The sequence below is a fragment of the Tianweitania sediminis genome (assembly GCF_017813335.1).
Lineage (GTDB): Bacteria > Pseudomonadota > Alphaproteobacteria > Rhizobiales > Rhizobiaceae > Tianweitania > Tianweitania sediminis.
Map to the genome: position 1 here is coordinate 221,407 of NZ_JAGIYY010000002.1, position 13,641 is coordinate 235,047.

The 13,641-nt window shown below is 61.8% G+C and carries 13 protein-coding genes; 7 read left to right on the top strand and 6 right to left on the bottom strand.

All coding sequences use genetic code 11. From position 1 onward, the window contains the following. Positions 1-46 precede the first annotated feature (46 nt). Complete coding sequence (locus J5Y06_RS08085; protein WP_245247735.1) at positions 47-571, top strand: HdeD family acid-resistance protein; 525 nt, start codon at positions 47-49, stop codon at positions 569-571. A 6-nt stretch (positions 572-577) separates the two neighbouring features. On the opposite strand, the gene J5Y06_RS08090 is transcribed toward J5Y06_RS08085, so the two are convergent. From J5Y06_RS08090 to J5Y06_RS08100, 3 genes are all read right to left on the bottom strand, one after another. Then, a complete protein-coding gene (locus J5Y06_RS08090; protein ID WP_209334634.1) occupies positions 578-1,405 on the bottom strand; it encodes a MipA/OmpV family protein in 828 nt (275 codons plus the stop codon). Positions 1,406-1,466: 61 nt separating this feature from the next. After that, complete coding sequence (locus tag J5Y06_RS08095) at positions 1,467-2,453, bottom strand: bifunctional riboflavin kinase/FAD synthetase (protein ID WP_209334635.1); 987 nt, start codon at positions 2,451-2,453, stop codon at positions 1,467-1,469. A 6-nt stretch (positions 2,454-2,459) separates the two neighbouring features. Further along, positions 2,460-3,320, bottom strand: coding sequence for a TIGR01459 family HAD-type hydrolase (locus tag J5Y06_RS08100; RefSeq protein WP_209334636.1), 861 nt, complete (start codon positions 3,318-3,320; stop codon positions 2,460-2,462). 197 nt (positions 3,321-3,517) lie between these two features. Between J5Y06_RS08100 and J5Y06_RS08105 the strand changes: the two genes are divergently transcribed. The 6 genes from J5Y06_RS08105 (at position 3,518) to J5Y06_RS08130 (ending at position 10,166) form a co-directional block, all read left to right on the top strand. Then, positions 3,518-5,497, top strand: a complete 1,980-nt coding sequence (locus tag J5Y06_RS08105) for a vWA domain-containing protein (RefSeq protein ID WP_209334637.1) — start codon at positions 3,518-3,520, stop codon at positions 5,495-5,497. A gap of 236 nt (positions 5,498-5,733) precedes the next feature. Then, positions 5,734-6,027 (top strand): co-chaperone GroES, encoded by a 294-nt coding sequence (gene groES / locus J5Y06_RS08110; RefSeq protein ID WP_209334638.1) that lies wholly within the window; start codon positions 5,734-5,736, stop codon positions 6,025-6,027. Positions 6,028-6,086: 59 nt separating this feature from the next. Next, the gene (groL, locus tag J5Y06_RS08115; protein WP_209334639.1) at positions 6,087-7,736 is read left to right on the top strand and encodes a chaperonin GroEL; all 1,650 of its coding nucleotides are present in this window, start codon (positions 6,087-6,089) and stop codon (positions 7,734-7,736) included. Positions 7,737-7,889: 153 nt separating this feature from the next. Continuing rightward, entirely contained in the window at positions 7,890-8,075 is a 186-nt protein-coding gene (locus tag J5Y06_RS08120) for a CsbD family protein (protein WP_209334640.1), read from the top strand. 191 nt (positions 8,076-8,266) lie between these two features. Next, positions 8,267-9,658, top strand: a complete 1,392-nt coding sequence (gene fumC / locus J5Y06_RS08125) for a class II fumarate hydratase (RefSeq protein ID WP_209334641.1) — start codon at positions 8,267-8,269, stop codon at positions 9,656-9,658. A gap of 130 nt (positions 9,659-9,788) precedes the next feature. Further along, the gene (locus J5Y06_RS08130; RefSeq protein ID WP_209334642.1) at positions 9,789-10,166 is read left to right on the top strand and encodes a DoxX family protein; all 378 of its coding nucleotides are present in this window, start codon (positions 9,789-9,791) and stop codon (positions 10,164-10,166) included. Between the two features lie 54 nt (positions 10,167-10,220). Here the strand turns inward: J5Y06_RS08130 and hisG are convergent, their stop codons facing one another. Genes hisG through hisS form a run of 3 tightly spaced genes read right to left on the bottom strand, consistent with a single transcriptional unit; the run spans position 10,221 to position 13,613 of the window. Beyond that, positions 10,221-10,910, bottom strand: coding sequence for an ATP phosphoribosyltransferase (gene hisG, locus J5Y06_RS08135; protein WP_209334643.1), 690 nt, complete (start codon positions 10,908-10,910; stop codon positions 10,221-10,223). Continuing rightward, positions 10,907-12,013: an ATP phosphoribosyltransferase regulatory subunit gene (locus tag J5Y06_RS08140; protein WP_342453389.1), complete on the bottom strand. Its 1,107-nt coding sequence runs from the start codon at positions 12,011-12,013 to the stop codon at positions 10,907-10,909. Before J5Y06_RS08140 ends, hisG begins: the two co-directional genes overlap by 4 nt. 1 nt (position 12,014) lies before the next feature. Beyond that, positions 12,015-13,613 (bottom strand): histidine--tRNA ligase, encoded by a 1,599-nt coding sequence (hisS, locus tag J5Y06_RS08145; RefSeq protein ID WP_209334644.1) that lies wholly within the window; start codon positions 13,611-13,613, stop codon positions 12,015-12,017. Between the last annotated feature and the right edge of the window lie 28 nt (positions 13,614-13,641).

The window sequence follows — 13,641 nt, forward strand, 5'->3', positions numbered from 1 at the left end:
GCATGCCTCGCCACCCAATCCTGCGGCAACAGACCGCCGCCTCGCGATGGGCGAACTGCGGCATCGCTGGGGCTGGTTCGTTGCGTTCGGCCTCGTGCTGGTTCTCCTGGGAACTGTCGGCCTGCTGAACATGCTCGTCGCAACGGTTGCATCGGTCTACACCGTTGCGATTCTGATGCTGATCGGCGCGGGAACTCAGATCGCGCACGCTTTTTCGGTGAAGAGCTGGTCAGGCTTTCTGCTTTGGGTGCTTGGCGGCGTTGTTTACGCGATTGCCGGCTTTGCCGCGCTGGTGAACCCGCTTCTGGCGTCCGCAATCCTCACCCTGTTACTGGCCGCCGCTTTGATCGTCAGCGGTGTTGTGCGCGCTTGGGTGGGCTTTCAGGCGCGGCCGGCGCCGAACTGGGGCTGGGTCGTGTTGTCCGGCGCGGTGACCTTTCTCGCCGGATTGGTGATCGCGATGGGCTGGCCGGTCAACAGCTTGTGGGTGCTGGGCATGTTCCTAGCCCTGGATCTTCTGTTCCAGGGCTGGGCGATGATCGCCTTCGGTCTGGCGCTGAAGCGCCGCTAGGCATTCTTAAAGCGAGAAGTCGAAGCGGTAGGTCGCCGAAACGCCGACGCTGAACTGGTTGCGGTCGCCACGCTCCTCTACCAGGCTCGAATCGGCAACCGGACCGGTCAGGCGGCGGTATTCGCCGAACAAGCTGGTTTCCACCCGCTCCGTGGTCTTCCAGGTGAGGGCACCCCCGACGCCGTAGGACGAGACGCCGCTGTCGCCGTTGTATTCCGACAAACCGGAGCGCAGCGATTCGGCAAAACTCACGCCGTAGTAGGCATCCACGTAGTCCGCCGTCCCGTAGGTGATGCGCGGCCCGCCGGACAAGCGCAGCGATGGCGTCAGGTAGGTGAACGCATCCACTGCGCCATCAGCAACAATGCCGTCGTGGGCGTTGATGCCGCGGCGAACTTCGCCACGAATGCGCAGCCAGTCCAGCGGGTAGAACTCAGCAAAAACGCCCACTTCCACACCGAACTCGACGTCGTCCAGGCCGAATGTGTCGTCGTAATCATCGTTGTCACGGCCGAAAACGACCTTGGCGGTCGGGCCGGCACGGAACGCGCCGGTATCCACGATGCCGATGGAGATGTTGTCGTTGCGCGAGGTGAAGCGGCGCTCCGTTCCTTGCCGCCCGAAAGAAACGAGCGGCTGGGCAAAGAAGCGGTAATGGTCGCCGCCTTCGAACTCCGGCAGGTAAAGCGCGGCAGCGCCGATCGTCAGGCTCCAGTCACCGCTGTAGAAGCGCTCGCGGCTGGGTTCCGAAACGCCGCCCAGATCAGCCGCGCTTGCGCAGACCGTTCCGGCCAGCAAGGCAGCGGCCGAGAAACCGTAAATCCAGCAACGCATGTTCTGACCCCCGTCCAGTTCCCGCGGCACAACGATGCCTGCGCTTGCTTAACGAACTGCACTACCTCGGCAGGAATGACAAGGCTGCGTCGAGATCCCCCATCGGAGTGATGCGCGAAAGCAACGCTCGCGCTTCCGCTTCGTCCCGCTTCATCTGCACAACGAGCGCGTCGAGATCGTCGAACTTCGCTTCGCCGCGAAGGAACCCGAAAAACGAGACGGAAGCGGTTTCGCCGTAAAGATCGCCGCTGAAATCGAACAGAAAGGTTTCAAGCAGCGGCGCACCGTTTTCATCCACGGTAGGCCGCCGGCCAAAGCTCGCGACGCCATCAAGCAGGCTGCCATCAGCACGGCGGAAGCGCACGGCATAAATGCCGTGGGCTAGGGTGGTTTCGGGCGGCAGCGCCATGTTGGCCGTCGGATAGCCGAGCGTGCGGCCGAGCTTCTTGCCGCCGGTGACCTCGGCTTGGACGGTGAAGCGGTAGCCAAGCAGGCCTGCCGCCTGCGAAACGTCGCCTTCGGCCAGAAGCTTGCGAATGCGGCTGGACGAGATGACATCCGCGTTCTCGTCGCGAAAGGCATCCACAAGCGTCACGCCGAAGCCGCGTCGCTCGCCTTCGGTCATCAGGAAGGCGGGGCCGCCGCGCCGTTCGCGGCCGAAATGGAAATCAACGCCGGTCACCGCGTGGCGGATCGCAAGCGCACCGGTCAGGATGCCGGACACGAAGTCCTCTGCCGAGGTTTGCGCGAACGGCTGATCGAAGCGTTGCTCCACCACCGCATCGAAGCCCAGCACGTCGAGCAGGCGTGCCCGCAACGGAGCCGGCGACAAGCGCGCCACCGGCTGGTCGGGTCGAAAAAGGGATCTCGGGTGCGGCTCAAACGTGAGAACGAGTGCGGGAACCTGCATGTCGGCGGCGATGCCGAGCGCCTTGTCCAGAACCGATCGGTGACCGCGATGAACGCCGTCGAAGTTGCCGATCGCCACGACGCCGCCACGCAGATGCGGCGGGAAGTCTGACAGGCTGGCGATGCGCTGGAGGGCCATCCGCTGTCAGCGCAGGGTGGGGATGACGCCGATTGGGTCCGCCCCATGCTTCTCGAGAAAACGTCCGAGCATCGCGAGATCCGGTGCATGCGCCGGCCCATAATCGCGGGCGTGAACACCGGCCGACACGTAAAGCACGTCGAAACCATTGTCGGCAGCACCCTTCACGTCGGTGAGCATGCCGTCACCAATCGCCAATGCTTCAGAAGGAGCAATCTCCCGGCCGATCACCTCCGCGGCTGCCGCAAGCGCCGCCTGATAGATGGGGTGATGCGGTTTGCCGGCGATCAGCGTTCGTCCACCCATCAGGCCGTAGTCCCGCGCCAAGGCACCGGCGCACCAGACAAGGTCGTCGCCCCGTTCCACCACGATGTCGGGGTTGGCGCAAACCATGGGAAGATCGCGCGACCGCAAGCGCCGCAGCATCTCGGTATAATCTTCGGGCGTTTCCCGCGTGTCGTTGAACAAGCCGGTGCAGCAGATCCCCGATGCCTCGAATTCCTCGACGAGTTCTACATCAAGACCATCATAAAGCGTCAGTTCGCGCTCGCTGCCGATGTGAAACAAGCGACGAGGACCGTTGCGGATCAACTCGCGCGTAACGTCGCCTGAGGTGACGATGCGATCATAGGCCTCGGGAAGCACGCCGAGGCCGAGCAGTTGCGCTTCCACATCCGCGAAAGGCCGCGGCGCGTTGGTGATCAGCACCACGGCAAGTCCGCTCGCGCGGGCCGAGGCGAGCGCCTCGCTGGCCGAGCGAAACGACTGGACGCCATTATGCAGCACGCCCCACACATCGCAGAAGATCGCGCGATAGCGGCCCGACACCTGATCGAGCGTTTCGATCATCTTCGGTGCTGAACTCATGGACTATCCTGCTTTTCAAGGTTCTGTGCTGTGGCTCCTAGCCCAGACCTCCGCAGGTGTCACGCGCTAAGCCAGCGCGGGAAGATGCAGCTTCCTAAGCAGATATTTACGCATACGCTTAAAATGAGCGGGTCCTGTCACACCGCAATTTAGGATTGCGTCTGTAAGGCCGGTCGAACCACCTGAATGGAAGACAGATGATCAGGAAGTTTCTGCAGGACCGGCGCGGCAATTACGCCCTCGCGACCATTGCGGTCACTGTGCCGCTGTTGGGCGCCTTGGCTCTTGCCGTGGATTACAGCGAAATGAGCCGCGAACGCGAGTTGACGCTGAACGCCCTGGACGCGGCCGGCATCGCGACGGCGCGCCGTCTCATCGAAGGCGCGTCCGCAACGGAGTTGCAGACCTACGCCCGCAACTTCTTCAACGCCAATATCGGCAACATCGATCCGGGCCGGGTACAGTTGTCGCTGGTTCTGCCGAACGACAACGCGGCCGGCGGCGGCACGCTCAAGATCGGCGCTACACTCGATTACGATCCGCTGTTTTTCGGCGCCTTTGAGCGCCTCCGGAACCAAACGCCCAGCGACCTGAGCTTCTCCGCGTCGAGCGAGATCAAGCTGAAGAACACGATCGAAGTTGCCCTTGTGCTCGATAACTCGGGCTCCATGGATTATACGGGCTCGGGATCGGGCAAGAAGCGCATGGTGCTGCTGAAAGAAGCAGCGAAGCAACTTGTGGACACGCTGTCGGCGCAAAGCGCGCAGATGAAGCAGTTGCAGAAGCCGGTTCAGTTCGGGCTCGTACCCTTTGCTGCATCCGTGAATGTTGGTTCCTCCAACGAAAACGAAAGCTGGATGGATACGACCGGCGTGTCACCCGTCCATCATGAAAATTTTGATTGGACGACTATCGGAAGCGCCGGAAGCTCCAAGTACGTCGAGGAAGTTGCAGGTGTTCGCTACGCTCGTGGCTCGGATTGGGGAGACCTGAAGGACAAGCCGCTCACTCGTTTCACGCTCTACAACAATATGCAGCGCATCAGCGGTACGAACCAGCAGACGAACACCACAACGGAGAAAGAGTGCAAGGAGTGGGCGTGGAGCTGGAGCTCAGGCTTCTACTGCTCTCGGTGGGGTACTAAGACGGTCACCACGACTACAAACGTCAACACTTTCAGCAAGCCGTTTACCTGGGAAGGTTGCGTGGAGGCCAGGCCCTTCCCCTATAACGTCGACGACACGGCGGCTTCCAAGTCGTCGCCGGCCACCATGTTCGTGCCGATGTTTGCGCCGGATGAAGCCGGTAATATTTGGACACAACAGAGCGCTACAGATCCAACGATCAAGAAGTTCAAGTCCCATAATTCCTGGTGGGACGATATGAGCACCACGAACCCGTCCAATGCAACTGACTACCGGGCTCGTCAGCAAAACATGAAGAAATACTTCGTTGCGGCTCCGAGTTCTGCAGCTATGCCGGCAGCACATGATGGCCCGAACTCCAGCTGTACCACCACCGCGATACTGCCGCTGACGGACGTCAGCACGGCGGCCGGTGTGACCAAAGTGAAAGCCGCGATTGACGGCATGATCGCGCTCGGCGCAACCAACGTCCCGGAAGGGATGGCTTGGGGATGGCGCGTGCTGTCCAGCGCGGCGCCTTTCACAGGCGGGCGGCCCGAAAGCGAGAAAGGCAACGACAAGGTTGTTATTGTCCTGACCGATGGTGAGAACACTTATTACACGCCTGATTCTCTCGGCTTCAGCGATTCAGCTGGCAATGGCTCCACCTATTCGGTTTATGGCTATGCGGCTCAGAAGTACAACAACGGTTCGAACCCGCGCCTTTACATGAACACATCGAGCGCTGTGTCGAAGACAACCTTCAGCAACGCCAACTTTACGAAAGCTCTTAATGAGCACTTCGCGGCACTCTGCGCGAACGCCAAAGCGCAGAACATCACCGTCATGACGGTTGCGCTCGACCTTGATGGCAAGAACGCTGTTGAGAAAGCTCAGATCGATGCACTGTCTGCTTGTGCGTCCGACTCGAAATTTCGGAGAGACAGCTCCGGCAAGGCAGCCAAGCTGTTCTGGAATGCGACGGGCTCAAGCCTCGCCGACGACTTCAAGAGCATCGCAGACGAATTGTCGAACCTTCGCATCGTCAGCTGATCGGGGGCGTAGTGGCTGGAACGCGCGGCCCGTGCCGCGCGTCTTGCGCGAGCCCCCGCAACCTCCCATCTACGGTATGCCGGGCGCCCCAAAAATCGTCTGGCAGTCACGTTCCCACGATCTTGACAGGCTCTGTGTCCTCCCTTATCTCGGCGTCGCGTTAGCACTCGACCAAGGTGAGTGCTAACTGGTTCTCCAGAACCAACCGACATCATCCAACCGAGGAAGTATTGGATATGGCCAGCAATTTCCGCCCGCTTCATGACCGCGTGGTCGTTCGTCGGGTTGAGTCCGAGGAAAAGACCGCCGGCGGGATCATCATCCCGGACACCGCCAAGGAAAAGCCGCAGGAAGGCGAAGTGATCGCCGTTGGTTCCGGCGCGCGCGACGAGAGCGGCAAGATCGTTGCCCTCGACGTCAAGGCAGGCGATCGCGTTCTGTTCGGCAAGTGGTCCGGCACCGAAGTGAAGCTCAATGGCGAAGACCTTCTGATCATGAAGGAATCCGACATCATGGGCATCATCGGCTGATCAGCCTTTTTCGCTCACCCGCAACCTGACATTCGGGCCACAGGCCCAGGAGCAAGCACATGGCTGCAAAAGACGTAAAGTTCTCCCGTGACGCCCGCGAGCGTATGCTGCGCGGCGTTGATATCCTCGCCAATGCCGTGAAGGTCACGCTGGGCCCTAAGGGCCGCAACGTCGTGATCGACAAGTCGTTCGGCGCTCCGCGCATCACCAAGGACGGCGTGACCGTCGCCAAGGAGATCGAACTGGAAGACAAGTTCGAGAACATGGGCGCCCAGATGGTGCGCGAAGTGGCCTCGAAGACCAACGACAAGGCCGGTGACGGCACCACCACCGCAACCGTTCTCGCCCAGGCGATCGTTCAGGAAGGCGCCAAGGCTGTTGCCGCCGGCATGAACCCGATGGACCTGAAGCGCGGCATCGACATGGCTGTGGCCGAAGTCGTTGCTGAACTCGGCAAGGTTGCCAAGAAGATCAACACTTCGGAAGAAGTGGCGCAGGTCGGCACCATCTCTGCCAATGGCGAGAAGGAAATCGGCCAGATGATCGCGGAAGCGATGCAGAAGGTTGGCAACGAAGGCGTCATCACCGTCGAAGAAGCCAAGACTGCCGAAACCGAACTCGAAGTCGTTGAAGGCATGCAATTCGACCGCGGCTACCTGTCGCCGTACTTCGTCACCAACCCGGACAAGATGGTTGCCGAGTTGGAAGACGCCTACATTCTCCTTCACGAGAAGAAGCTTTCCAACCTCCAGGCGATGCTGCCGGTTCTCGAGGCTGTTGTTCAGTCGTCGAAGCCGCTGGTCATCATTTCGGAAGACGTGGAAGGCGAGGCTTTGGCCACGCTCGTGGTCAACAAGCTGCGCGGCGGCCTGAAGATTGCTGCCGTGAAGGCTCCCGGCTTCGGCGATCGCCGCAAGGCCATGCTGGAAGACATCGCCATCCTCACGGGCGGCCAGGTGATTTCCGAAGATCTCGGCATCAAGCTTGAGAATGTTGGCCTCAACATGCTCGGCCGCGCCAAGAAGGTGTCGATCACCAAGGAAAACACCACGATCGTCGACGGCGCCGGCCAGAAGCCGGAGATCCAGGGCCGCGTTGCACAGATCAAGCAGCAGATCGAGGAAACCACGTCCGACTACGACAAGGAAAAGCTGCAGGAGCGTCTCGCGAAGCTCGCAGGCGGCGTTGCCGTGATCCGCGTCGGCGGTGCCACCGAGGTGGAAGTCAAGGAAAAGAAGGACCGCGTTGACGACGCCCTGAACGCAACCCGCGCTGCGGTTGAAGAAGGCATCGTTCCTGGCGGCGGCACGGCTTTGCTGCGCGCAACCAAGTCGATCACCTCGGAAGGCATCAATGCCGACCAGGCCGCTGGCATCAACATCGTTCGCCGCGCTCTTCAGGCTCCGGTTCGCCAGATCGCTTCCAACGCAGGTGCCGAGGCATCGATCGTGGCCGGCCGCATCATGGACGACAACACGCCGACCTTCGGCTACAACGCCGCAACCGACGAGTATGGTGATCTGATCGCCCTCGGAATCGTTGATCCGGTCAAGGTTGTCCGTACGGCTCTGCAGGACGCAGCTTCGGTTGCCGGTCTGCTGATCACCACGGAAGCCATGATTGCCGAAGCGCCGAAGAAGGACGCTGGCGGCATGCCGGGCGGTATGCCTGGCGGCGGCATGGGCGGCATGGGCGGCATGGACTTCTAAGTCTGGCATCCCGAACGGTACTCTGAAAGGGCGGCAGCAATGCCGCCCTTTTTTCGTACCCTCGCTGTCTCCGCAATCGGCATCCGATGGGGAACGATGGCGGATAGGCCGCGTTGTCCCAATATCGATCCGTAAGAAAAAGGAGATTGGGCTATGGTGAACAAAGACCAGGCTGAAGGCGTTGGCAAGCAGATCAAGGGCGCCGTGAAGGACGCCGTCGGTGGCGCAACCGGCGATACAAGCACGCAGGTCGACGGCAAGCTCGACAAGGCGGAAGGCAAGGTCCAGAAGGGCTTTGGCGACGTCAAGGACGATGCCGACCGCGACGCCAAGCGCTGAGCGCATCAGTCCGACGTGATCTACGGCAACGAGGCCGGTCGCAGCAGCGGCCGGCCTTCTGCGTTCGTGTCGCCGGTCATTTGTGCCGCCCAGCCTGCGCCAGCATCAACTCAATCGATTTTGGTGGATTGCGCCTGATGGCAGGGGCGAAGTCGTTGTGCTAGCGAACGGGCAAACAGGAGACCCGAGCAATGGCTCAGATGCGCCGCGAAACCGATACTTTCGGCCCGATCGATGTTCCGTCCGACAGGTATTGGGGCGCGCAAACCCAGCGTTCCCTCCAGAACTTCAAGATCGGCGGCGAACGCATGCCTTTGCCTCTGGTGCACGCGCTTGGCATGGTCAAGCGGGCGGCTGCGGAAGTGAACATGAGCCTCGGCAAGCTCGACAAGGAGATCGGCGATGCGATCGCCACGGCGGCCGATGAGGTCATCACCGGCGGACTCGACGACCATTTCCCCCTGGTGGTCTGGCAGACGGGTTCCGGCACCCAATCCAACATGAACGCCAACGAGGTGATCTCCAATCGCGCGATCGAGATCCTCGGCGGCACGATGGGCTCCAAGAAGCCGGTTCATCCGAACGACCACGTCAACATGAGCCAGTCGTCGAACGATACGTTCCCGACCGCCATGCATATTGCGGCCGTGCTGGAAGTTCATGAGCGGCTGCTGCCTGCGCTGGAACACCTGCAAGCGGCGATGGAAAAGAAGGTCGAAAGCTTCGCGTCCATCGTGAAGATCGGCCGCACGCATACCCAGGATGCCACGCCGCTGACGCTGGGTCAGGAGTTTTCCGGCTACCTTGCGGCGCTGGAATACGGTGAAAAGCGCATCGCTGACAGCCTGGAAGACGTTTATGCCCTTGCCCAAGGCGGTACCGCCGTAGGCACCGGGCTGAACGCGCCGGTGGGCTTCGCGGAAGCCTTTGCCGATCGCGTTTCGGAAATCACCTCGCTTCCGTTTCGCACCGCCGAAAACAAGTTTGAGGCGCTTGCCTCGCACGGAGCACTGACCGACCTGCACGGCTCGCTGACCGCGCTCGCGGCAGATCTGTTCAAGATCGGAAACGACATCCGCTTTCTCGGCTCAGGCCCCCGATCGGGCCTTGGCGAGTTGAAGCTGCCGGAAAACGAGCCCGGCTCTTCGATCATGCCCGGCAAGGTGAACCCGACCCAGGCCGAAGCGCTGACCATGGTATGCGCGCAGGTGATGGGCAACCAGACCGCCGTTTCGTTCGCAGCGAGCCAGGGCCATTTCGAGCTGAACGTCTTCAAGCCCGTCATCGCGTTGAATGTGTTGCAGTCGATCCGCATTCTGGCTGATGCCATGGTGTCCTTCGCCGACAATTGCGTGGACGGCATCGAGGCGGACGAGCGTCGCATCGAGGACCTGATGCAGAAGTCGCTGATGCTGGTGACGGCGCTGGCGCCCAAGATCGGCTACGATGCTGCGGCAAAGATCGCGAAAACCGCGCACAAGAACGGCACGACCTTGCGGGAGGAAGCTGTCGCAAGCGGGGAAGTAACGGACGCTGAGTATGACGAGTTGGTGAAGCCAGAAGCGATGACCCGCCCGGGCTGAGATTCTGGGACTTGTGAACAGGTTTCGCGCTGTCGTTCAACAAAGTTGAACATAGCGTCGTCTGATGAGAGGCTGACGCTGGGAAGCAAAATGCGCCATGAAGAGCGCATCAACTTCCCAGCGAGGCTTCATGTCCACCATCGTCCTTATCGGCCGCGTTCTGCTGTCGATCATCTTCATCCTGTCTGGCTTCGGCAAGCTGACCGCGCTTGGCGGAACTGCGGGCTACTTCGCGAGCCTCGGGATACCGGCTCCTATGGTTGCGGCCGTTGTGGTTGGCTTGGTGGAACTCGTGGGCGGCCTGGCTGTGCTTCTCGGCTTCCGCACCCGTGAGGGTGCTTGGGCGCTGGCCATCTTCTGCGTGGCTTCCGCAGTCGTTGCTCATAGCGACTGGTCGGACATGATGCAGATGATCGCGTTCCAGAAGAATCTGGCGCTCGCAGGCGGTCTGCTTGTACTCGCAGCTTTCGGGCCCGGGCCGATTTCGATCGAAGCCCGCCGCGCCTGAATTCTGCGAAGCGATTTTCATGACGCACAAGCCCGGCCTCGCGCCGGGCTTTTTTCATGCAAGAAGCTTCGCGACCTGCGTCAGCGCTTTCGCGTCCTCATCGGATCGGGCGCGTTTGGAAGCCACCAGGCATGCCTGGGATCGCAGGATAATGCCGTCTGACAATACCCGTAGGTGGTTGGCCGTAAGCGTTGAGCCTGTGGAGGTGATGTCGACAATGACATCCGCCAAGCCTGCTGCCGGAGCGCCCTCCGTGGCGCCCAGGCTTTCCACGATCCGATAAACCTGAATGCCGTGCTTCAGGGAAAAGAACTGCTGGGTCAGCCGCCAGTATTTGGTGGCGATCCGCAACCGGCGGCCATGCCGCTGGCGGAACTCGGCGGCCACGTCATCGAGGTCAGCCATGGTTTCCACGTCCAGCCAAACATCGGGCACGGCAACCACAACATCGGCGGCGCCAAATCCAAGGCGCGCTTCGATGGAAACGTGGACCTCCCAGTTCGCCAGAGTTTCGCGCACGAGATCCTCGCCCGTGACGCCGAGATCCACGGAGCCTTGCCCGAGTTCCTGTGCAATTTCTGAAGCCGAAAGAAAGACGACGTCGATTGGGAGGGGTCCCTCGATGCGTCCGCGATAGGAGCGCGGATCCGTGGGCAGTTGCACCTGAAGCCCGACTTGCGCGAAGCGCTCGATCGCCTGCTCCTTGAGCCGGCCTTTGGAGGGGAGGGCGAGGGTCAGCGTCATGGGGTGACGCCTCGCAGGGCTTCCACGCGGTCAAGCCAGACTGAGAAACCGACGCCCGGTATGGGATCGGCCGCGCCCAGCATGGTCAGCAGCCGGTCGTATCGCCCGCCACCCACGAGCGAGCGGGCATCGTTTTCTGCGCGGATCTCGAAAACCAGGCCGGTATAGTAATCGAGTGGCCTCCCGAAGGACGCGTCGTAGAGAACGGCATCGCTTTCGACCGCCTCAGCGCCCACCGCTTCGGCACGCCGAGAAAACTGCTCCAGCGCGGTGTCGAGGACCAGATCGGCCTCATCGGCAAACTGTTGCAGGGCAGCGGGTGCCTGGCTGAGCGGGACACGGATGGAAAGGAACTGCCGAAGCGCCTCGAACGCTTCGTCCGCAAGCCGCACTGCACCCAACTCTGCTTTGTCGATCAAGCGCCGCGCGATTTCGGTCGGGGAACGTCCCGCTGCAGGCGACAAACCGGTTTCGTTCATCCGCGCTTCCACAAAGCCCGCCAGCGCTTCTACGTCGCGTGCCGCAACGATCCGGGCAATGGACGTGCCGAGGCTGCGCCGTTTCGGCGGATTGGCGAGATCGGCCAATGCAGCTTGGAGCATGGCGGGCGAGCCGAAAGCGCGCAGGAGTCGCATCTGCCAGCCGCGCGGCAGACCCAGCGCTGCAAGCACGGACTCGAAGACCGCCTGGTCGCCGATCGTGACGGCAAGGGACTGGTTGGGCAGTGCGGCTCGCAGCAGGCGCCAGGCGTCCGCAATGGAGCGCGCATCCGCCTGCGCCACATCGGCCTCGCCAAGATCCTCGATGCCGGCCTGAAGGAACTCCGTCCCGCTGTCGCGTTGCTGGCGGAACACTTCGCCGAGATAAGCATAACGCCGAGGCGTGCCTGCCTGTCGCGCTATGTGGTCGAGGCACACGGGAATAGTGAACTCCGGCCGCAAACACAGGCTTTCGCCGGTCTCGCTCTGTGTCAGGAAAATGCGCCGCCGCAGGTCCTCGCCCGCCATGTCGAGAAAGGGGTCCGCAGGCTGCAGGATTGGCACCTCCGCAAGGCCGATGCCCTCGGCCGCGAAGCGAGACAAGATCGTTTCGGCGAGCGTCACGTCAGCGCTGCCGGTCCGCCGCCTGCGCGTCGAGGATCCCGCGCACAGTCGCAACCATTTCGTTTTCCGGCACCGAAACCTGTGCCGGGCGGCCTTCGCGCCAGGCATCATTGTCGGTGATTTCGGCCGACAGCCGCGCGCCTTCGATCAGGTCCTTGATCTGCACTTCACCCCTGGCGCGCTCATCGCCACCCTGGATCACCACGCAAGGCGCGCCGCGCCGGTCGGCATATTTCATCTGCGCCTTCATGCCCGCGCCGCCGAGATACATTTCGGCGCGGATGCCGGCACGCCGGAGGTCGCCCACCATCTTCTGGTAGCGGCCGAGGCTTTCCGTGTCCTTGTCCATGACCAGCACCACCACGGGTGCGACGACATCGGCAACGTCCAGCTTGCCCAGGTTCTTCAGCGCAGTCTGAAGGCGCGAAACGCCAATGGAAAAGCCGGTGGCCGGTACCGGTTCGCCACGAAAGCGCGACACGAGCCCGTCATAGCGCCCGCCGCCGCCCACGGAGCCGAAGCGCACGATCTTGCCGTCCTCGTTCGGGATTTCAGCCAAGAGCTCGGCTTCGTAAACGGGGCCGGTGTAATACTCGAGCCCGCGAACCACGGATGGATCGATCTTGATGCGGTTTTCGCCATAGCCCGCAGCGCGCACAAGTTGGGAAATTTGCCTGAGTTCGTCTATACCTTGAGAGGCAGTTTCGTTCTCTCCGAAGCTAGCATCGAGGGCTCGGAAGAGGTCACGAGGAGAAGCTTCGTCATCGAGCCAATCCATGCCTTCGTCATTTAACGTAGACTGAACCGACCTCCCGTCTTTTCCAGCCGTGAAATCGTGCCAGCGGCCAAATTCGATGAACCGGCCGAGCTTAGTGATTTGTTCTTCGTTTAATCCGGCACCCTTGGTGAAGTCGCCTTCACCTTCCACGCCGCCGTCCCAGCGGCCCGGCCCGAGCAGGAGCTTCACACCTTCCGGGCCGAACTTGTCGAGCTTGTCGATCGCGCGCAGAACGGTGAGGCGGCGGCCGGCATTCGCCTCGCCACCAAGGCCGATCGCTTCCAGCACGCCATCAAGCACCTTGCGGTTGTTGACACGGATCACGTAGTCGCCGCGCTTGATGCCCAGCGCTTCCATGACGTCGGCCATCATCATGGTCATTTCGGCGTCAGCGGCGACGCCCGGCGTTCCCACTGTATCGGCATCGAACTGCATGAACTGGCGGAAGCGACCGGGGCCGGGCTTCTCGTTTCGAAACACCCAGCCGGCGCGATACGAGCGGAACGGCTTCGGCAAGCGCTCGAAATTCTCTGCCACGTAGCGGGCGAGCGGGGCAGTCAGGTCATAGCGCAGCGACAGCCACTGCTCGTCGTCATCCTGGAAGGAGAAGACGCCCTCGTTGGGACGGTCCTGATCGGGCAGGAACTTGCCGAGCGCGTCGGTGTATTCGATCAGCGGCTGTTCCACCGGCTCGAAGCCGTAGAGGTCGTAAACGGCCTTGATCTTGTCCATCATGCGCTCGGTGGCGCGGATGTCGTCGGCCGAGCGGTCGCCGAAGCCGCGCGCCAGGCGCGCCTTCATCTTGTCTTGCTTGTCGGCCATGGGAAACGTCCGTCGGGAGGGGGCAGCA